The following is an 18,848-nucleotide window of genomic DNA, read 5'->3' as shown; positions in this document are numbered from 1 at the left end:
CTTCACAGTAGGCATCGCGGATTTTAGATTTAATCTAATCTAAAATCCCAAATCGAGTTACCGATTCACCGCCGCAGCCTCTCTTGCTGCTGCTGCTTGATCTGGGTGGATACCCAAGCGGGTAAGATTAATCCGACCTTTGTTATCAATTTCGCGCACTTTGATAATCACTTCATCGCCCACCGCTACTTCATCTTCAACTTTGCCAACGCGGTAGTCAGCTAGTTGAGAAATGTGGATCATGCCTTCTTTTCCAGGCAAAAATTCCACAAATGCACCTATCGGTATAATCCGAGTAATGCGTCCTGCATAGACATCCCCTTCGTGCAACTTGCGGGTCATGCCTTGGATGATATTTCTGGCTCTCTTGGCCTTGTTCTCATCCACAGCGGAAATTGTCACGGTGCCATCATCTTCGATGTCAATTTTTGCACCAGTTTCCTCTGTGATCCCCTTAATAGTCTTGCCTCCAGGCCCAATTACCAAACCAATCATGTCTGAATCAATCTTGATTGTTAACAGACGTGGGGCATAGGGTGAAGTTTCAGTCCGTGGTGTGTCAATGCAGGCAAGCATTTTCTCTAGAATATGCAACCGGGCTGCTTTGGCTTGGTGGACGGCTTGGGCTATCACCTCCAAAGACAAACCGGAGATTTTCATATCCATTTGCAAGGCGGTAATCCCGGTATCCGTCCCGGCAACTTTGAAGTCCATGTCGCCCAAAAAGTCTTCAATGCCTTGGATATCGGTCAGAACTCGTACTTCGTCGCCTTCCTTTATCAGACCCATTGCCGCGCCACTAACGGGTTTGAGAATTGGTACACCAGCATCCATCAGGGCGAGGGTGGAACCGCAGACTGAACCCATTGAGGTGGAACCGTTGGAAGAAAGTACTTCTGATACGATGCGAATCACGTAGGGAAATTGTTCTTTTGACGGTAGCACAGGGATTAGCGCTCGTTCTGCCAATGCCCCGTGACCAATTTCACGCCTTCCTGGGGCCCGCATTGGCTTGGTTTCACCGACTGAGAAGGGGGGGAAGTTGTAATGATGCAGATAACGCTTGTGCTGATCTAGCTGCATGTCATCGTTGAGGTTTTGAGCATCCCCAGGTGTACCCAGAGTACAAGTTGATAATACCTGAGTTAGTTCTCGGTTAAATAAACCGCTGCCGTGGACTCGCTTTGGTAAGACATCAACTAAACAAGAAACCGGACGCACTTGATCGAGTTTACGACCATCAACGCGGACGTTATCTTCGATGATTTGTCGCCGCATGAAGTATTTGGTAATATCTTTAAAAGTGTTACCAAGTGCCTTTTTATTTGCAGTTGCGGCAACTCGAATGGGGTCTTCTTCTGGCAGTTCAGTAATCGTCGCGGCAATTTCATCCTTGACGACATCTAAAGCTGCATCGCGTTCGGGTTTGGTCAAACTAAATTGAGACAGGATTTTCTTAATCTGACCGTTGGCGCGATCACGGATATAATTTTCTAACGTTTGGTCTACTTCTGGTGGTGCTTCTTGCACTATTACTAGACCCAATTCTGCAATTAAATCTTGCTGCGCTTTGATTAAGTCCCGCACTGCTTCATAACCAAAGTCAATCGCCTCAAGAATATCTCGCTCTGGCAACTGATTGGCTCCCGCTTCCACCATGATTACGCCATGTGGTGAACCTGCTACTACCAGATCCAAATCTCCCGCTTCGGTTTCTGCATAAGTGGGATTAATAATGAAATCATCTCCCACTAAACCAACCCGCACTGCTGCCATTGGCCCATTAAAAGGAATCTGGGCAATCAGGGTAGCAATCGAAGCGCCTGTAACTGCTAACACATCGGGTGGAACTAACTCGTCCATCGACAGCGTTAAGGCAATAATTTGCAAGTCATCCCTTAGCCATGAGGGGAACAAAGGACGCATGGGACGGTCTATAAGACGGCTGGTGAGAATTGTTTTTTCTGGTGGACGACCTTCGCGCCGCATGATCCCGCCGGGAATCCTACCAGCGGCATATAGCCTTTCTTCATAATCTACAGTAAGGGGAAGAAAATCAATGCCTTCTCTGGCTTGCGATCGCGTAGCCGTCACTAAAACGGATGTGTCCCCTGATTCTATCAAAACCGACCCACCTGCCTGGGGAGCTAATAGGCCTACTTTCAGTCGAATATCCCTTCCATCGAAGGATATTGACTTATCAACTTCTGCCATTCAGTTTTTTTTCCTTCTCTTTCGCTATTCTCTTTCTGTGGCAATCCTAACATTTATGCCCTATGGCTGACTTCTAGTACATACAAAGATAGACAAGTCATTCAACCCAAAGTGTGATACAGGATTAGCGCCTCAACCGCCTGCCCATTCTCTAGCTTCGCCGCACCCGGAATTCGCCCAATAATCTCAAATCCTAACGACTGCCAAAGTGTAATTGAAGGTATATTAGTCTCAAAGACCAAATTAAACATTACTGCTTCATAGCCCAGGTTTGCTGCGATTGAAAGCATAGACTCTCCCATGAACCGCCCTAAGCCCTGACCGCGTAACGCTGGTTGTACAATAAAACCAGCGTTGCAAATATGGCTACACCGACCGGGAAAGTTTGGCTTTAAATAAAACGCCCCTAATATTTCTTTTGACTTGTGTGTAGGATCTACAACAGATGTCCTGACAACAAAGGCATCCTTACTTAACCAGTAAGCTGAAAATTCTGTAGAAGAGAGAGGTTGCTTTTGGGGATAGGTTTTACCTTCAGAAATTACAACATTGAGTAACGATCTGACAACCTCATGCTCTTGAGGATGCATATAATCCAGTTCTACTAATATCCCATTTTTTAAAACTTTAACTAGGGGAAAATTCATTATTAACAATGTTTATGTGGAATAATTACTTAAATATTTATTATATGAGAAATTTGGGCAATAAATCTTCTTGAAAAGATGTAAAAAGTAGAATAATTGTGATTGAAATTCTAGAGTTTTGGGAAAATTTGAGTAGTTAGCAAATGGCGATTTTACACTGTAATTGGTTACTAAAAAATCAAAATGGTTGTTTATTTATTTGGGGGGAAACTTGGCGATCGCCACGAGTAAATTCCGAGTCTAATGAATCTGGAGACATAGCACTACATCCATTGGCAATGACATCGGTTGAGTTGAGTGAGTGGCTGCATTCCCAGAATATGGCAATTACCAACTTCATCCAGAAACCCCAAGTTGCATTCGCAACTACTGGGCAAACACGCAAAGCCGCCAGTGCCACTGAGATCAGTTTGCCAACGCACTCTCAAATCATTGCCCTACCAACTTATATCCCAGAAGTTAATAGCGAAGGAACAGTAGCAATTTTCCCTATACATTCTGCCAGCTTGGGGGAAAATACAGACTCCCCGCAATATTTGCAACCGTGGCGAGTTGAGGGTTTTTGTCTCAACCCCAGCGAAGCAGTAAAATTTCTCGCTGCTGTTCCCTTAAATGCTGCTAAAGGGGAAGATGCCTTTTTAGGTGGAGATTTACGCTTTTGGTCGCAAGTTGCCCGTTGGAGTTTAGATTTAATCTCACGATGTAAGTTTTTACCAACAATTGACCAACAATCAGATGGTGCATTTGCTGCTAAATGGCAAGTACTTCTAGATAGTGCTGTAGATGGAACCCGCCTAGAAAAATTTTCTGCAACCATGCCGTTGGTTTGCCGCACTTATCAAGAGGGAATGGGGACTGGAGAAGAGTTTTCCCAATCCCCAATCCCTAATCCCCAGTCCCTATCTTATGTAAACTTCCCCATCGAACCTCAAGAATTACTTTTGGGATTTCTTAACAGTACGATAGATGCCCAAGTGCGAGAAATGACGGGTTCTCAACCTGCATCTTTACCAGGTGGGGTGCGACAGTGGTTGCAAGCGTTAACTAGTGCATCTCATACAGTTAATGCAGATGCCATTGAAGTGGAACGATTGGAAGCGGCATTGAAGGCCTGGACTATGCCGCTACAATACCAATTAACTCTTAAAACTCTATTTCGTACCTGTTTTCAACTGCGTTCTCCTGAATCTGGCGAAACAGATTGGACATTGGCATATTTTCTGCAAGCGGCTGATGATCCTGAGTTTTTAGTGGATGCGGCGACTATTTGGAACAATCCAGTTGAAAGATTGGTTTATGAAAATCGGACAATTGACCAACCACAAGAAACATTTTTGCGAGGTTTGGGGGTAGCTTCTCGATTGTATCCAGCGATCGCACCCAGCTTTGAAACGGAATATCCCCAATCTTCTCGTCTTACCCCCATTCAAGCTTATGAGTTTATCAAAGCTGTAGCTTGGAGGTTGGAAGACAGTGGTTTAGGAGTTATTTTGCCTCCTAGTTTAGCGAATCGGGAAGGATGGGCGAATCGTTTGGGTTTGAAAATTACAGCCGAAACCCCAAAAGGAAAGCAGGGACGTTTAGGGTTGCAGAGTCTACTAAATTTCCAATGGCAATTAGCAATTGGTGGACAAACTATCTCCAAAGCTGAATTTGATAAACTTGTGGCTTTAAATAGTCCGCTAGTGGAAATTAATGGCGAGTGGGTAGAATTACGCCCCCAAGACATTAAAACAGCCCAAACATTTTTTACCACTCGCAAAGACCAAATGGCGCTTTCCCTGGAAGACGCTTTGCGTCTGAGTACAGGAGATACTCAGGCAATTGAAAAGTTACCAGTGGTCAGCTTTGATGCATCTGGCGCATTGCAAGAGTTGATTGGGGCATTAAATAATAATCAAGCGATCGCACCTTTACCCACACCAGCAGGCTTTAAAGGGCAATTGCGACCTTATCAAGAACGAGGCGCTGCTTGGCTGTCTTTCTTGGAACGTTGGGGCTTAGGTGCGTGTCTCGCCGACGATATGGGACTCGGTAAATGCGTAGCGAATGATACTCTAGTAAATGTAAATGGACTGTTACGCACAGCCGAGACAATCTGGAAAACTCACGCTGGAGAAACAGAGTTTGACGGCGAAGGATTTTGGACTAACCCCACAGAGGAATTAATAGTTAATTCTATAGATGAAACAACAGGCAAAATAGTCCCAGCTAATATCAGGCGGTTGTATCGGCAGCAAGTTAGCGAAAAATTACGAAAAATCACTCTAGAAGATGGTAATAGTATCACTATTACTCATCGTCACAAACTGCTGACAAGTAAAGGTTGGACAAATAACTTACAGGTGGGTGATTACGTTTGTGTACCAGGTAAAACCCTTTGGAATGGAAAACCACAAGACCATGATTTAGTCAAGTTTCTCGCTTGGCAGATTGCTGAAGGGCATGAACTAACCGATGTGGGAAGAGTCACAATATCCCAAAAAGACACCAGAGTACTAGAGGATTTACTCCAGACTTGCCAACGCATTCAAAAGCGCTATAACCTCAAAATTAACAGCCCTAATATCTCTACTTTCCCTAACAGAGTTGCTTCTCTTCGAGTTAATAGCCAAGCCTATCGGGAATTCTTAGAAGCTAAAGGTTATGTTTGGGGTAAACTATCGGCAGAAAAATCTATTCCGCCCTTCATCATGCAGGCAGATTTGGATAGTGTGCGGATATTTTTACAAAACTATTTCGATGCTGAGTCTGCCGTTCTTTTTAGTATGCGGAGTATTGAGATTTCTACAGCTTCAGCTTTACTAATTCAGCAACTTTCTGCACTGTTGCGACGCTTCGGTATTTGGTTACGAATATCGCCCAAACTGAAATGTACCACTAATGGAACTCGCACTTTCCGCACATACTATATTGGTGTAATTGGAGGAAATTCGGCTCGCAGATTTCTGCAAGAAATTGGTTTCGATAATTCAGAAAAACAGAGTAAGTTAGAGCAAATTTGTCAACTAGTCAGCAACACAAATATTGAAGGAATTCCTGCTTCTGATATGGTTGCCAAAACAGTCATAGCAACGGGACTCCCATTGCGGCATTTTGGGATGCACAACACTGTTTACATTAATGGTTCACAGCAATTTTCTAGAGATAGTTTACAGCGAGTAATAGCTGGGATGAACCGCATGATTAGTGGAGAAGCCCAAGAACAATATCAGCTACTAAAACCTTCTAAATGGACAACTCAAACTTTGTCAGCATATAGCAAGCTAGATGTAGAACAGTTGAGCTTAACAAGACAGTCTTTGCAATGTCTTCTCGATCAAGAGGTATTTTATTGCCGGATTGAATCTATAGAAGAGATAGATTATGAGGGATGGGTTTATGACTTTGAAGTTAGCGAACATCACAATTTTGTTGCTAATAATATTATTTGCCATAACACTGTCCAATTTATCGCCTTTCTGCTACATCTAAAAGAACAGGATGCACTCGAAAATCCAACACTGCTAGTTTGCCCAACTTCGGTTTTAGGCAACTGGGAAAGGGAAGTCAATAAATTTGCACCCAGCTTGAAAATTTTGCAATATCACGGTGACAAGCGTCCAAAAGGTAAAGCATTTTTAGAAGCCGTAAAAAAACACGATTTAATCGTTACCAGCTATTCGCTTCTTCATCGAGATATCAAGTCATTGCAAAGTGTCTCTTGGCAGATAATTGTTTTAGACGAAGCCCAGAATGTGAAAAATCCAGAGGCGAAACAGTCAAAAGCAGTGCGGCAATTAGAAGCTACATTTCGTATTGCATTGACGGGGACACCAGTAGAAAATAGACTGCAAGAATTATGGTCTATTTTAGATTTTCTCAATCCCGGATATTTAGGCAATAAGCAATTTTTTCAGCGTCGATTTGCCATGCCAATAGAAAAGTATGGTGATACGGCTTCTTTGGGCCAATTACGTTCATTAGTGCAACCATTTATACTGCGGCGATTGAAAAGCGATCGCGACATCATTCAAGACTTGCCAGATAAGCAAGAAATGACCGTATTTTGCGGTTTAACTGGTGAACAAGCTGCACTTTATCAACAAGTTGTCGAACAATCTTTAGTAGAAATAGAATCTGCTGAAGGATTGCAACGTCGGGGGATGATTTTGGCTTTACTAATTAAACTCAAACAAATCTGCAATCACCCAGCCCAATATTTGAAACAGGCAACATTAGATCAACATAATTCAGCCAAACTTCTGCGGCTAGAAGAAATGTTAGAAGAAGTTTTAGCAGAAGGCGATAGAGCTTTAATCTTCACACAATTTGCTGAATGGGGTAAGTTACTTAAACCCTATTTAGAAAAACAGCTTGGGCGAGAAATATTCTTTTTATATGGCAGCACCAGTAAAAAACAACGTGAGGAAATGATCGATCGTTTCCAACACGATCCCCAAGGACCACCGATTATGATTCTTTCTCTAAAAGCAGGTGGAGTAGGACTGAATTTAACACGTGCCAATCATGTATTCCACTTTGATAGATGGTGGAATCCAGCCGTGGAAAATCAAGCCACAGACCGAGTATTTCGGATTGGTCAAACCCGGAATGTACAAGTACATAAGTTTGTTTGCACTGGCACTTTAGAAGAAAAAATTCATGACATGATTGAAAGTAAGAAACAACTAGCAGAACAAGTTGTAGGTGCGGGTGAAGAGTGGTTAACAGAAATGGATACAGACCAACTTCGTAACTTACTACTACTCGATCGCAGTGCAGTAATTGACGATGATACAGAATAAGTTTGTAGTGAGTTAGCGTGGTCTTCTCCCAAAGGGAGAGACTAACGCCAAGGTAGTTTACCCCATGAGCGACTAACGAACCCGAAGGGTAAGGACTTTAGTCCTTGAATTGAGCGATAAATCGCTCACTACCAACTCGCAAAAATTGGTGCAGCACACTACTAAGTTTTTAAATCAATTTATGACTAATTACACATTACAAGCAAGTCGAGAATGGTGGTCACAACAATGGCTAGATTTGCTAGATTCCTATCGTTTTAAAAAGCGTTTAGAACGTGCGAGAAATTATGCTCGTCAAGGAAACGTTTTGAGTATCGAATTTAAAGGTGCAAAAGTATTAGCTAGGGTGCAAGGTAGTGAAGTTGAACCATATAAAGTTTCCCTTTCCCTTGAACCATTTACTGATGAACAATGGGGCTATGTAATTGAAACCATGTCCCAAAGGGCAATTTTTGCTGCCAAGCTACTAGCAGGAGAAATGCCACAAAATATAGAAGAAGTCTTTACGGCTAATGGCCTTTCGATATTTCCTTTTACCCTGGCTGATGTCCAGAGTAAATGCTCTTGTCCTGACAAAGCAAATCCCTGTAAACATATTGGTGCAATATACTATCAGTTAGGCGATCGCTTCAGTGAAGACCCCTTTGTACTATTTCAATTGCGCGGACGCACCAAAGAGCAAATTATCAGCGATTTACGTCAATTACGTAGTGCCAAGATTGAACCAAACACTACAGAAACGCCCGATATTCAACAGTCAATTCCTAATAACAAATACTTGGTAAAAGTTGATTCTTTCTGGCAATATAATGAGCCATTAGAGTCATCCTTGGTAGTAATTGCACCGTCCACAAGTGAGACGGTATTAGATGTATTAGGAGCAATCCCTCTTGCGAAAGAAGAGGAAAATTCAGTAAATTCAACTTCAAGTGATGTGGTAATGAAGTATTTAAATACAGTTTATAGAGATGTGAGCCAAAAGGCTTTTTTAACAGCGATGAATATAGGAGGAAGTTGATACTAATTCGTAATTCGTAATTATGAATTAGGTTGATTGGGTAGTTCAATCTTCACCCATTCCCGAACCGCCTGACGAATTGCCCGTCTGCCATTTGCCCGATTTTGCTCAATCAGTTTCGGCAGATCCCGAATTGCTAAAGTAGGAAACACCAGACTCTTCTCTGACTCGACATATTCCCCATTTTGTAGGAGATAAATCTTGAGTTCACCGGAATCATAAGCTGTTACGCATCTTGATTGTATAATATGAGATTAAGGAATTAATCTTATATCAGCCACCTATGCCAGCAAAAAATCATCTTTCTGAACAGCAAAAGGAACGGCTATTAAAAACGCTAAAAGAGCATGAAAATCCCTACGTAAGAGAAAAGATTCTGATTTTATTATTAATGAATGATGGAAAAACCTATCACGAGATTAGTAAGTTTTTAGATATTGCATATCCAACAGTAGCATATTGGGCTGTTCACGGAGACCCAGATAATCTAGAAAGTTTTTTAGATGGAAGAAGAGAAGGTAATTTCCGTAAAGTTACCAAAGAATATGAAGAATTGCTATTAAAAATAATTGAAAAAGACCCAGTAGAATATGGATATGAATTTGGTCGATGGACAGCAGCTAGATGTGCAACTTATATGGAAGAGGAAACAGGAATTAAATTAAGTGGCTCTCAAGTTAGGAGAATATTAGAGCGAAAAAAGTACGTTTACCTTTGGGCAAAGTATAGCCTAGAGGATAAACAGAATCCTGAAATACGTAAGGCATTTAAAGAAAAATTATCAGAATATTTAAGAATAACAAATGTTGCACCAGAGCGTTTGCAGGTATGGTTTTGGGATGAAAGCGGATTCAGTTTAAGAGTAATAAGAAGAAAAAATTGGGGTAAAAAAGGTACAAGAAGAAAAATCACAGGGCAAAGGAGAAGAGGAAGAGTAAATATTATGGGAGGGTTACGTTATCACGACAAAAAGAGAATTAATTTTGTGATAAAAAAGGGAAATGCAGATGTATTTTATGAGCAGCTTAAATCTTTGAACAACTTTCTCTTACAGGAATGGGTAGAGCAAGGTAATCTAATTGATAACTTCAATGATTGTTCGGCAAAAATAGTGATTATTCTAGACAATGCTAGCTTTCATAAAAGAAAAGATATTTTAGCTTATATCAAAGAGGAAATGCCAAATATTATCCTGGAATTTCTACCACCTTATAGCCCAGATTATAATTTAATAGAATTGGTTTGGCATTCAGCAAAAGAATATATAGCTCATAGATTGTTTGAGTCAGTATCACAGCTAGAAGATTTGTTAAATAAATTGTTAAATGAAGGAGGCCTTATTATTAAATGGGAGCGCAAGATTAAAAATAAAGGCAATGCCGTTTATTAAATTTAGATGCGTAGCAGCTTAACACCATAGTTCTGGTACTCCCAGGCAGGCATAAATGGGAAAACGATTTAAAGACTTACTGGTAACATCAATTTCCAGTGCCAAATCAGGCGGTGGGTCTTGTCTCAAATCCAGATTCAATCTACCCCGAATCGCAGCTTCATTCTGGAAATAGAAGCAGTTATCTGATTCTACCCCTGCCATTCGGCTTTCTCGCTTCCAGGTAGTCGAGCCATAACTTTCATAGTCTATAGCCAACTCTTCAGCGATATCTTGAACTGCAATACTAATTACCTCTTTGTAATATTCATGTTCAGGTAAATGTGTCATAATTTCTAAGGTAGTGCGATCGTAAGCTAACCTTGCTGCCCGATGCTCTCCCAAGTCTTTTAGAAGATTTTCAAACTGTTCCCAGCTAATGTCATAAAGCATTACTCGGTCGGCTCGATTCTTGGCGACTGTCATTGTTACGACCTCCAGAATGTTTTATTGTCCAAACTCAAGCCTAGCCTGTTCTACCAAATCAGCGGTAACAACCTCTTGGACTGCTTCACGAGCTAGTTGTTCAATTCTGGCTCTAGCTTGAGCGCGAACAAAAAAGGGAATATTTTGTAACTTTTCCTTTGCTTCATCTGTCCATCGCAAAGCATCAATAAAATTGGAATCGCTCATGGTATTAATTACCTTGGTAAGTTGCTCGATTTAATCAATAGATTATTAATTCTCCTACAAAAAAAGCCCTTGCTTTTATGCAAGAGCCTCTAAATAATTTAGTTGTCAGTGATGAAATAAATCTTACAACCTAGTCGAGGTCGTTCATAAACATCACTGGTTCAGTATCACGGTTAATTCCTTTCTCAAAACCACCAGCCGCAGCCCGTGCGCGACCAGCGTGCCACAAGTGACCAACTAGGAAGAAGAATCCTAGTACGAAGTGAGAAGTCGCCAACCAAGCGCGAGGAGATACGTAGTTGAAAGAGTTAATTTCAGTAGCCACACCACCCACGGAGTTCAAAGAACCTAGAGGAGCATGGGTCATGTATTCAGCAGCGCGACGAGCTTGCCAAGGCTGAATATCATTCTTGATTTTTTCCAAGTCAAGACCATTGGGACCACGTAGAGGCTCCAACCAAGGGCCACGGAAATCCCAGAAGCGCATGGTTTCACCACCGAAGATGATTTCACCAGTTGGAGAGCGCATCAGGTATTTACCTAGACCTGTAGGGCCTTGGGCAGAACCGACGTTAGCACCCAAGCGTTGGTCACGAATCAAGAAGGTCAAAGCCTGAGCTTGAGAAGCTTCTGGGCCAGTAGGGCCAAAGAATTCGCTTGGATAAACGGTGTTGTTAAACCAAACAAAGATGGAAGCAATGAAGCCCATCAGTGAAAGAGCGCCCAAGCTGTACGAAAGGTAAGCCTCACCAGACCAGATGGATGCACGACGTGACCAAGCAAAAGGCTTGGTGAAGATGTGCCAGATACCACCAGAAATTAAGATAAAGGCAATCCAGATGTGACCACCAACGACATCTTCCAAGTTATCAACGCTAACAATCCAGCCTTCACCACCAAAGGGAGACTTGATTACATAACCGAAGATAACTGCTGGGTTCAATGTTGGATTGGTAATAATCCGAACATCACCACCGCCTGGTGCCCAGGTGTCATACAATCCACCAAAGAACATTGCTTTTAGCACTAACAGCAATGCACCGAATCCCAAAATAATCAGGTGGAACCCGATGATATTGGTCATCTTGTTCTTGTCTTTCCAGTCGTAACCAAAGAAAGAAGAATATTCTTCTAAGGTTTCTGGGCCACGAACGGCATGATAGATACCGCCAAAGCCAAGGACGGCTGAGGAAATTAAGTGGAGTACGCCGACAACAAAGTAGGGGAAGGTATCGATGACTTCACCACCAGCACCAACACCCCAGCCCTGAGTGGCGAGGTGAGGTAACAAGATCAAGCCTTGTTCGTACATGGGCTTTTCAGGAATGAAGTGAGCGACTTCAAACAAAGTCATCGCTCCAGCCCAGAATACAATCAAACCAGCGTGGGCAACGTGGGCACCCAGTAGTTTACCAGATAAGTTAATTAAACGTGCGTTACCAGACCACCAAGCAAATCCAGTGGATTCTTGGTCGCGTCCAGCGCCGCCTAAGATATTTGGTCTATTAGAGAGCGTTACCACGTGGTAATACCTCCTCAGGGAATACAAATTGTTCGTGGGGTTGATCTTGAGGAGCCATCCAAGCGCGGATACCCTCGTTCAGCAAAATGTTTTTGGTATAGAAGGTTTCAAACTCCGGGTCTTCCGCCGCCCGTAATTCTTGGGAAACGAAATCATAAGCCCGCAGGTTGAGTGCTAAACCGACGATGCCGACAGCACTCATCCATAAACCGGTGACTGGCACGAACAACATAAAGAAGTGCAACCAGCGCTTGTTTGAGAAAGCAATACCGAAAATCTGTGACCAGAAACGGTTTGCTGTCACCATTGAGTAGGTTTCTTCTGATTGGGTGGGATTGAAGGCGCGGAAGGTGTTAGCACCATCGCCGTCTTCAAACAAGGTATTCTCAACTGTGGCACCATGAATGGCGCACAATAAAGCACCACCCAATACACCCGCAACTCCCATCATGTGGAAGGGGTTAAGTGTCCAGTTATGGAAGCCTTGCAGGAATAGCAGGAACCGGAAAATTGCTGCCACGCCAAAGCTGGGTGCGAAGAACCAGCTTGATTGTCCCAAGGGGTACATCAGGAATACACTGACGAATACCGCGATGGGAGCGGAGAAGGCGAGGGCGTTGTAAGGACGGATACCTACTAGACGTGCAATTTCAAATTGCCGCAACATGAAGCCAATCAAACCGAAGGCTCCGTGCAGGGCCACGAATGGCCACAAGCCACCCAATTGAAACCAACGGGTGAGGTTGCCTTGGGCTTCTGGCCCCCACAACAGCAATAGGGAATGTCCCATGCTGTCGGCGGGGGTGGATACTGCCACTGTCAGAAAGTTCGCTCCTTCTAGGTAGGAGGAGGCTAATCCGTGGGTGTACCAAGAGGTGACGAAGGTGGTGCCGGTCAGCCAACCGCCTAGTGCTAGGAAGGCGCAGGGGAATAATAATATCCCTGACCAACCTACGAATACGAAGCGATCGCGCTTGAGCCAGTCGTCAAGAACGTCAAACCACCCTCTACTGGGGGCACGTCCAACTGCGATGGTCATCGGACTAAAATCCTCTTTTTTTACTAAAATTGCAACGTTTCTAAGGCGGTACGGAGAGCAAGTGTAACCGACTGCCGTGAGGAATTAACGTTTTTTTTGACAATCTCAACTGCTTTTAAGCAACTGAGATTCTGAGAGCTTACTGACTAGTTAAGTCATTATTTCTCAGGGTTATGACATTACACGTACCATCGGCTAGTAATCTAGCTTGTGGTAACTTAATGATTCTTAACTTATCACACTACTCAGGGTTTTTGCCTGATACACAGAAGCAAATGAGCTATGAAACACGAACCTTATAAATAATATGAATATCAGAATTTTTACAATTTGACACAACTTTTCTCAGAAATCTAAAAAAAATTAATGCAAATGGACGTATGTAGGTAACTTTTTTCCAAGATGTCAAAAAGAGGCAGGGGGCAGGAGGCAGGAGGTAATACTGACTCCTGCACTGAAGCCTGTGACCGTACCGAACTTGGGTAAAAAACCCCGGCATCTGTCTACACGGCGCTTGCAATTGGGAGCCAGTCAGGTGGACGGGAAACCCTGCATAAATAAATACCCTAAAAAATTATATCGGTAGTATGGAACATACAGGGGCGTAATTCAATACAGTTTATATAAGCCCAAAACACTTGTAGAGACGCGATAAATCGCGTCTCTAAAAACCAAAATTGTTGCTAGTAGTCCTTAACCCAAGCGTATTGGGGCGTAGTTGAGTTTTTGTCAACGATGTTTGGTAAAATGCAGGTGGTAAAACTTAGACAAAGAAAAAAGAAGTTGGCATATCTTGACTAACTACAGATAGCCTAAGTGGTTTGTCCTGTAGTGCAAGTAAGCCAGCATCATCCAGGAAAGTAAAATTTGTAGAATACAGGGTAAAAAATTTATAGTCTGCGGTAGGGTTTCCGGGGACTTAAAACATAGCTCTCAGTGCCTCCTCAGCAATAGCTAGATGGGCACAGACAGCTACCACTCTATGCAAAAGCATTTAGTGGGTGAGTATGTAACAGCGAGTATCTCACGGGCAATGGTAGTTCAATGACGACATCAACAACGATTAACAAAGGCGATCGCCTCCTGCATCAAAATGTTCTCGGTTCTCGTCGGTTCAGCAACTACTGGTGGGCAACTATCGTTACCTTGGGAGCAAGTGGCTTTCTCTTGGCTGGAATATCCAGTTATTTAAAAGTTAATTTACTTGTAGTTTCCGATCCAACCCAACTGGTATTTGTCCCTCAAGGATTGGTAATGGGGTTATATGGGGCTGCTGGCTTGCTATTAGCCACGTACCTGTGGCTAGTGATTTTATTGGACGTTGGAGGCGGTTACAACGAATTTAATCACGAAACTGGCGCAATCAAAATCTTCCGTTGGGGGTTTCCTGGCAAAAACCGCCGAATTGAAATTGATAGCCGCATAGAAGATGTACAATCTGTGATCATAGACGTGAAAGAAGGTCTTAATCCCCGTCGTGCCCTCTATCTACGCATTAAGGGGCGGCGAGATATACCCTTAACACGGGTTGGACAACCTTTATCTTTAACAGAGTTAGAAACAGAAGGCGCACAATTAGCCCGCTTTTTGGGAGTGTCGTTAGAAGGATTGTAAAGGATTGGGGACTGGGGACTAGGGATTGGGAGGTGTGGGGGGTGTGGTGAGGAGAGGGAAGCAAAATTCTCATCTCCCCACACTCTCTCATGCTCTAGTCCCCAGTACCTAATCCCCAGTCCCTAATCCCCAATGCCCCTTAAAACGATAAGATACTCTGGTTAAATCGGTAACAGGCAATGCGGTTAAAAATTTCACAATTTTTGCTTTCTTTTGTGCTTATCAGTGCCTTGATGTTGGGGGGATGTTCAACACAGCAAGTCGCTTCTAATGCTTCTTCTCCAAGCTCGACAGCTACCTCGAACACAAATGAGGCAAGCACCAAGACAACTACTGAAGCAACTTCTGTATCTCAAACTAGTAGTGAGAATATTCCTGGACTGGCAGATTTACCAAGACTGGAAGGTAAGGCAACTGTGGTAATCACGGTTAAAGGCTCGCCGATTACGATTGAAGTAGACGGCATTAATGCCCCTATTACAGCTGGCAATTTCGTAGATTTAGTGCAAAAGGGTGTGTACAACGGTTTAGCTTTCCATCGAGTTGTACGCGAACCCCAACCGTTTGTAGTTCAAGGGGGCGATCCTCAAAGCAAAGACCCGAAAGTTCCAGCAGATAGCCTGGGAACTGGTAGTTATATTGACCCAAAAACGGGAAATGCTCGTTATATACCTTTAGAAGTTAAGCCAAAAGGTTCAAATACTCCGATTTACAATAAACCATTTGATGCTAGTGCCCAGCCTGTCGTATTACCACATAAGCAGGGTGCAGTAGCAATGGCGCGATCGCAATCACCAGACTCCGCTTCTGCCCAGTTTTACTTTGCTTTAGCAGATTTGGCGTTCTTAGATGGTAACTACGCGGTGTTTGGCAATGTCACGCAAGGCTTTGATGTCGTGAACAAAATTCAGCAAGGCGATCGCATTGAATCCGCTAAAGTCACCCAAGGTGCTGAAAATCTGAAAACGCCAGGGAAGTAGAGGAAGAGGGCAGGGAGCAGGGAGAGAATAATTACTAACTTCTAACTCCTAACTTCTAAATTGGTAAAGGTTGTTTTCACTGGTATTGGTCTAGTTTCCGCTTTGGGTGGAAGCTTAGAGGATAGTTGGCGAAATTTAATCGCGGGTAAATCTGGAATTCGGTTACACCAACCATTTCCAGAACTTAGACCACTTCCTCTAGGTTTGATTGGTCAACAACCATCTGAGTTGACAGCATTAACTCAGATGGTTGTTGCTTCTGCTTTGCAAGACGCTGGGTTGGTTGCACATGCAGCTGATTGTGCTGTAGTCATTGGATCGAGTCGCTCTTATCAAGCTTCTTGGGAGAAGTTGGCACGGCAAATGTATAGTGAGGCAGAAAATTTTCCCGTGTCGTCTTTTGGAAATTGGCTAGATACATTACCTCATATAAATGCGATCGCAGCTGCAAGGCAAATCGGTGCATCGGGGATAGTTTTAGCACCAATGGCAGCTTGTGCGACTGGAATTTGGTCTATTGCCCAAGCAGCTATGCTTATCCAAACTGGGCAATGTCAACAAGCGATCGCAGGTGCAGTGGAAGCGCCAATTACACCCTTAACTTTAGCTGGGTTTCAACAAATGGGTGCTTTGGCGAAAACTGGGGCTTATCCCTTTGATTTGCATCGGGAAGGCTTAGTGTTGGGTGAAGGCGCAGCTGTGTTTGTCTTAGAATCAGCAGAGTTTGCCAAACAGCGTCAAGCAAAAGTGTATGGTGAAATTCTTGGTTTTGGCTTAACCAACGATGCATATCATAGTAATTCACCAGAACCTCAAGGAAAAAGTGCGATCGCAGCTATCAAACAATGTTTAGAACGTAGTTGTCTATCACCAAGCGATATCGATTATATTCATGCTCATGGCACAGCTACGCAGCTAAATGACCAAATGGAGAGTATGGTAATCCAGCGTATGTTTCCCCAAGGCGTGGCAGTTAGTTCCACCAAGGGAAGCACAGGTCATACATTAGGAGCATCTGGAGCTTTAGGTGTAGCTTTTTCTCTCATGGCATTAAAGCATCAAATACTACCACCTTCTGTAGGCTCGAAACAGCCAGAGTTTGATTTAGATATTGTTACAGCCGCACGTCTAAGTAAAATTCAGCAGGTATTATGTTTGAGTTTTGGCTTCGGGGGGCAGAATGCCGCGATCGCCTTAGCAAGGTGAAAATTTTTGGGTTTAACTATCTTACCGACATAATATATAAATTTTGATTAAGTTGACACCAATTAAATTTGTGTCAACTTAAGCTAAAACTCCTTTAAAACCTCGTTTCCAGGCTCCGGCTGGAAATGCTGCTCCTGGTGGCTCTGCCGCCAGCAAGAGAGGCGGAGCCTCTAGGACGGCATTCCCAGTCGGAGACTGGGAATGAGGCAATCTAAAAGCTAGTTCTAGACTTGCTTTCACGTTAAGTTGACACCAATGCACAAATTTGAGCCCCTACAAACGGTGATTTTTGAATATTTTTCACATACCAAAATATAAAATATAAAACTGTAACAAAAACTACAAAAATCTTGTTTTTCTCAAAAAAAGGGATAAGCTTAAGTACAGATGATATCCGGTTCGTAAAGATACCGTGATTAGGAGAAAATTTATGATTTCAAAATCCTCGCTGCTGGCGGAAACTGCTTCTCCGGCGCATATATGCCCATTTGACCAAGCCTGTAGCTACTTAGAAGCGGCAGCTAAAGAATTAAATTTAAATCAGGGTTTACTAGAAATTCTCAGCCACCCACGTAAAGTTGTCACAGTTTCCATACCTGTGAAACTAGATGATGGGGAAATACAAGTTCTCGCTGGACATCGGGTACAGCACTCTGATGTTTTAGGCCCATACAAGGGTGGAATTCGTTTCCATCCGGCTGTGACATTGCGCGAAGTATCCGCTCTAGCAATGCTGATGACCTGGAAATGTGCCTTGTTAGGTATTCCTTATGGTGGTGGTAAGGGTGGCATTGCTATAGATCCCAAACACTATAGCGTTGGCGAATTAGAAAGAATTAGCCGTCGTTATATCAGCGAGTTGATAAAAGATATTGGGCCTTCCGTAGATATTCCTGCGCCAGATATGGGTACTTCTGCCCGTGAAATGGCTTGGATGATGGACACTTACTCTGTAAATGTTGGTCATGCTGTACCAGGAGTTGTAACTGGGAAACCCCTTTCGATTGGTGGTTCTCTGGGAAGAGAAATGGCAACCGGACGTGGCACGATGATTATTGTCCGTGAGGCGTTAGCAGATCGAGGTAAATCCTTGGTAGGAGTGCGAGTAGCGATTCAGGGTTTCGGTAACGTCGGTTGTGCCGCAGCAGAATTACTATATGAAGCAGGCGCGAAAATTATCGCCGTTTCAACTGGCGCTGGGGGAATATTCTCTGAAGTTGGTCTTGATATTCCCAAGTTAAAAGTCTACGCCGCTGAAAATCGCAAGAGTATTGCGGGTTTCCCGCAATCTGTACCAATTAGCAATGCAGATTTATTAACTTTACCCTGTGATGTCTTAATACCAGCGGCTTTAGAAAACCAAATCACTGAAGAAAACGTTAATCAGGTACAGGCGCAAATTGTCGCAGAAGCAGCTAACGGCCCGGTTACTCTTGAGGCTAACTTGGCATTAGAGGCGCGGGGTGTGACAGTGCTACCGGATATTTTGGCGAATGCTGGCGGTGTAGTCGTGAGTTATTTAGAGTGGGTACAGGGTCTTTCTTATGTATTTTGGGATGAGGAGCGTGTCAACCGCGAAATGGAGCATTTGATGGTACAAGCCTACCGTAAGGTGATTCATCAGTCGGAGGTGCGCCAAATTTCCTTGAGGTTAGCAGCTTACACTTTAGGGGTGGGTAGAGTGGCTCAGGCGCTAACTGACAGGGGTCTTTATCCTTAATTGTTGATAGCGACAATTGAATTTATGAGGGAGAATAAA

At 43.3% G+C, this 18,848-nt stretch carries 15 protein-coding genes; 7 read left to right on the top strand and 8 right to left on the bottom strand.

Annotated features, from left to right (window positions below; genetic code table 11):
- Window positions 1-57 precede the first annotated feature (57 nt).
- Together FD723_RS24515 and FD723_RS24510 are read right to left on the bottom strand one after the other, a co-directional pair.
- Window positions 58-2,214, bottom strand: a complete 2,157-nt coding sequence (locus FD723_RS24515) for a polyribonucleotide nucleotidyltransferase (protein ID WP_179067693.1) — start codon at window positions 2,212-2,214, stop codon at window positions 58-60.
- A gap of 101 nt (window positions 2,215-2,315) precedes the next feature.
- Entirely contained in the window at window positions 2,316-2,861 is a 546-nt protein-coding gene (locus FD723_RS24510; RefSeq protein ID WP_179067692.1) for a GNAT family N-acetyltransferase, read from the bottom strand.
- Window positions 2,862-3,004: 143 nt separating this feature from the next.
- Between FD723_RS24510 and FD723_RS24505 the strand changes: the two genes are divergently transcribed.
- Window positions 3,005-7,648 (top strand): SNF2-related protein, encoded by a 4,644-nt coding sequence (locus FD723_RS24505; RefSeq protein ID WP_179067691.1) that lies wholly within the window; start codon window positions 3,005-3,007, stop codon window positions 7,646-7,648.
- Between the two features lie 181 nt (window positions 7,649-7,829).
- Window positions 7,830-8,666 carry an SWIM zinc finger family protein gene (locus FD723_RS24500; protein ID WP_179067690.1) on the top strand — a complete coding sequence of 279 codons (837 nt, stop codon included), beginning with the start codon at window positions 7,830-7,832 and terminating at the stop codon, window positions 8,664-8,666.
- 20 nt (window positions 8,667-8,686) lie between these two features.
- Here the strand turns inward: FD723_RS24500 and FD723_RS43030 are convergent, their stop codons facing one another.
- A complete protein-coding gene (locus FD723_RS43030; protein WP_256874914.1) occupies window positions 8,687-8,818 on the bottom strand; it encodes a hypothetical protein in 132 nt (43 codons plus the stop codon).
- Window positions 8,819-8,949: 131 nt separating this feature from the next.
- On the opposite strand from FD723_RS43030, the gene FD723_RS24495 reads away from it, so the two are divergent.
- Complete coding sequence (locus tag FD723_RS24495; protein ID WP_179064892.1) at window positions 8,950-10,056, top strand: IS630 family transposase; 1,107 nt, start codon at window positions 8,950-8,952, stop codon at window positions 10,054-10,056.
- An 18-nt stretch (window positions 10,057-10,074) separates the two neighbouring features.
- On the opposite strand, the gene FD723_RS24490 is transcribed toward FD723_RS24495, so the two are convergent.
- The 4 genes from FD723_RS24490 to psbD all read right to left on the bottom strand — a co-directional run bounded on the left by FD723_RS24490 (window position 10,075) and on the right by psbD (window position 13,289).
- A complete protein-coding gene (locus FD723_RS24490) occupies window positions 10,075-10,521 on the bottom strand; it encodes a Uma2 family endonuclease (RefSeq protein WP_179067689.1) in 447 nt (148 codons plus the stop codon).
- 21 nt (window positions 10,522-10,542) lie between these two features.
- Window positions 10,543-10,728 carry a PCP reductase family protein gene (locus tag FD723_RS24485; protein WP_179067688.1) on the bottom strand — a complete coding sequence of 62 codons (186 nt, stop codon included), beginning with the start codon at window positions 10,726-10,728 and terminating at the stop codon, window positions 10,543-10,545.
- 130 nt (window positions 10,729-10,858) lie between these two features.
- Entirely contained in the window at window positions 10,859-12,250 is a 1,392-nt protein-coding gene (gene psbC / locus FD723_RS24480) for a photosystem II reaction center protein CP43 (RefSeq protein ID WP_179067687.1), read from the bottom strand.
- On the bottom strand, window positions 12,234-13,289 hold the full coding sequence (gene psbD, locus FD723_RS24475; RefSeq protein ID WP_179066789.1) for a photosystem II D2 protein (photosystem q(a) protein): 1,056 nt from the start codon (window positions 13,287-13,289) through the stop codon (window positions 12,234-12,236). Before psbD ends, psbC begins: the two co-directional genes overlap by 17 nt.
- Before the next feature lie 1,044 nt (window positions 13,290-14,333).
- Here psbD and FD723_RS24470 point away from each other — a divergent pair.
- The 3 genes from FD723_RS24470 (at window position 14,334) to FD723_RS24460 (ending at window position 17,089) form a co-directional block, all read left to right on the top strand.
- Window positions 14,334-14,903 (top strand): photosystem I assembly protein Ycf4, encoded by a 570-nt coding sequence (locus tag FD723_RS24470; protein WP_179067686.1) that lies wholly within the window; start codon window positions 14,334-14,336, stop codon window positions 14,901-14,903.
- A 179-nt stretch (window positions 14,904-15,082) separates the two neighbouring features.
- On the top strand, window positions 15,083-15,883 hold the full coding sequence (locus tag FD723_RS24465) for a peptidylprolyl isomerase (protein WP_179067685.1): 801 nt from the start codon (window positions 15,083-15,085) through the stop codon (window positions 15,881-15,883).
- A 60-nt stretch (window positions 15,884-15,943) separates the two neighbouring features.
- Window positions 15,944-17,089, top strand: a complete 1,146-nt coding sequence (locus FD723_RS24460) for a beta-ketoacyl-ACP synthase (RefSeq protein WP_179067684.1) — start codon at window positions 15,944-15,946, stop codon at window positions 17,087-17,089.
- A gap of 78 nt (window positions 17,090-17,167) precedes the next feature.
- Here FD723_RS24460 and FD723_RS24455 read toward each other — a convergent pair whose 3' ends face one another.
- On the bottom strand, window positions 17,168-17,329 hold the full coding sequence (locus tag FD723_RS24455; RefSeq protein WP_218651755.1) for a hypothetical protein: 162 nt from the start codon (window positions 17,327-17,329) through the stop codon (window positions 17,168-17,170).
- A 190-nt stretch (window positions 17,330-17,519) separates the two neighbouring features.
- Between FD723_RS24455 and FD723_RS24450 the strand changes: the two genes are divergently transcribed.
- Window positions 17,520-18,809: a Glu/Leu/Phe/Val dehydrogenase gene (locus FD723_RS24450; protein ID WP_179067682.1), complete on the top strand. Its 1,290-nt coding sequence runs from the start codon at window positions 17,520-17,522 to the stop codon at window positions 18,807-18,809.
- The last annotated feature ends 39 nt before the right edge of the window (window positions 18,810-18,848 follow it).

This window comes from Nostoc sp. C052 (assembly GCF_013393905.1).
Lineage (GTDB): Bacteria > Cyanobacteriota > Cyanobacteriia > Cyanobacteriales > Nostocaceae > Nostoc.
Note: the sequence above shows the minus strand (reverse complement) of the source record. Positions and strands in the feature narration are given on the sequence as shown.

Coding starts and splice junctions, on each gene's coding strand:
- FD723_RS24515 (WP_179067693.1), bottom strand. CDS start 2,214: ATGGCAGAAGTTGATAAGTCAATATCCTTCGATGGAAGGGATATTCGA.
- FD723_RS24510 (WP_179067692.1), bottom strand. CDS start 2,861: ATGAATTTTCCCCTAGTTAAAGTTTTAAAAAATGGGATATTAGTAGAA.
- FD723_RS24505 (WP_179067691.1), top strand. CDS start 3,005: ATGGCGATTTTACACTGTAATTGGTTACTAAAAAATCAAAATGGTTGT.
- FD723_RS24500 (WP_179067690.1), top strand. CDS start 7,830: ATGACTAATTACACATTACAAGCAAGTCGAGAATGGTGGTCACAACAA.
- FD723_RS24495 (WP_179064892.1), top strand. CDS start 8,950: ATGCCAGCAAAAAATCATCTTTCTGAACAGCAAAAGGAACGGCTATTA.
- FD723_RS24490 (WP_179067689.1), bottom strand. CDS start 10,521: ATGACAGTCGCCAAGAATCGAGCCGACCGAGTAATGCTTTATGACATT.
- FD723_RS24485 (WP_179067688.1), bottom strand. CDS start 10,728: ATGAGCGATTCCAATTTTATTGATGCTTTGCGATGGACAGATGAAGCA.
- psbD (WP_179066789.1), bottom strand. CDS start 13,289: ATGACCATCGCAGTTGGACGTGCCCCCAGTAGAGGGTGGTTTGACGTT.
- FD723_RS24470 (WP_179067686.1), top strand. CDS start 14,334: ATGACGACATCAACAACGATTAACAAAGGCGATCGCCTCCTGCATCAA.
- FD723_RS24465 (WP_179067685.1), top strand. CDS start 15,083: ATGCGGTTAAAAATTTCACAATTTTTGCTTTCTTTTGTGCTTATCAGT.
- FD723_RS24450 (WP_179067682.1), top strand. CDS start 17,520: ATGATTTCAAAATCCTCGCTGCTGGCGGAAACTGCTTCTCCGGCGCAT.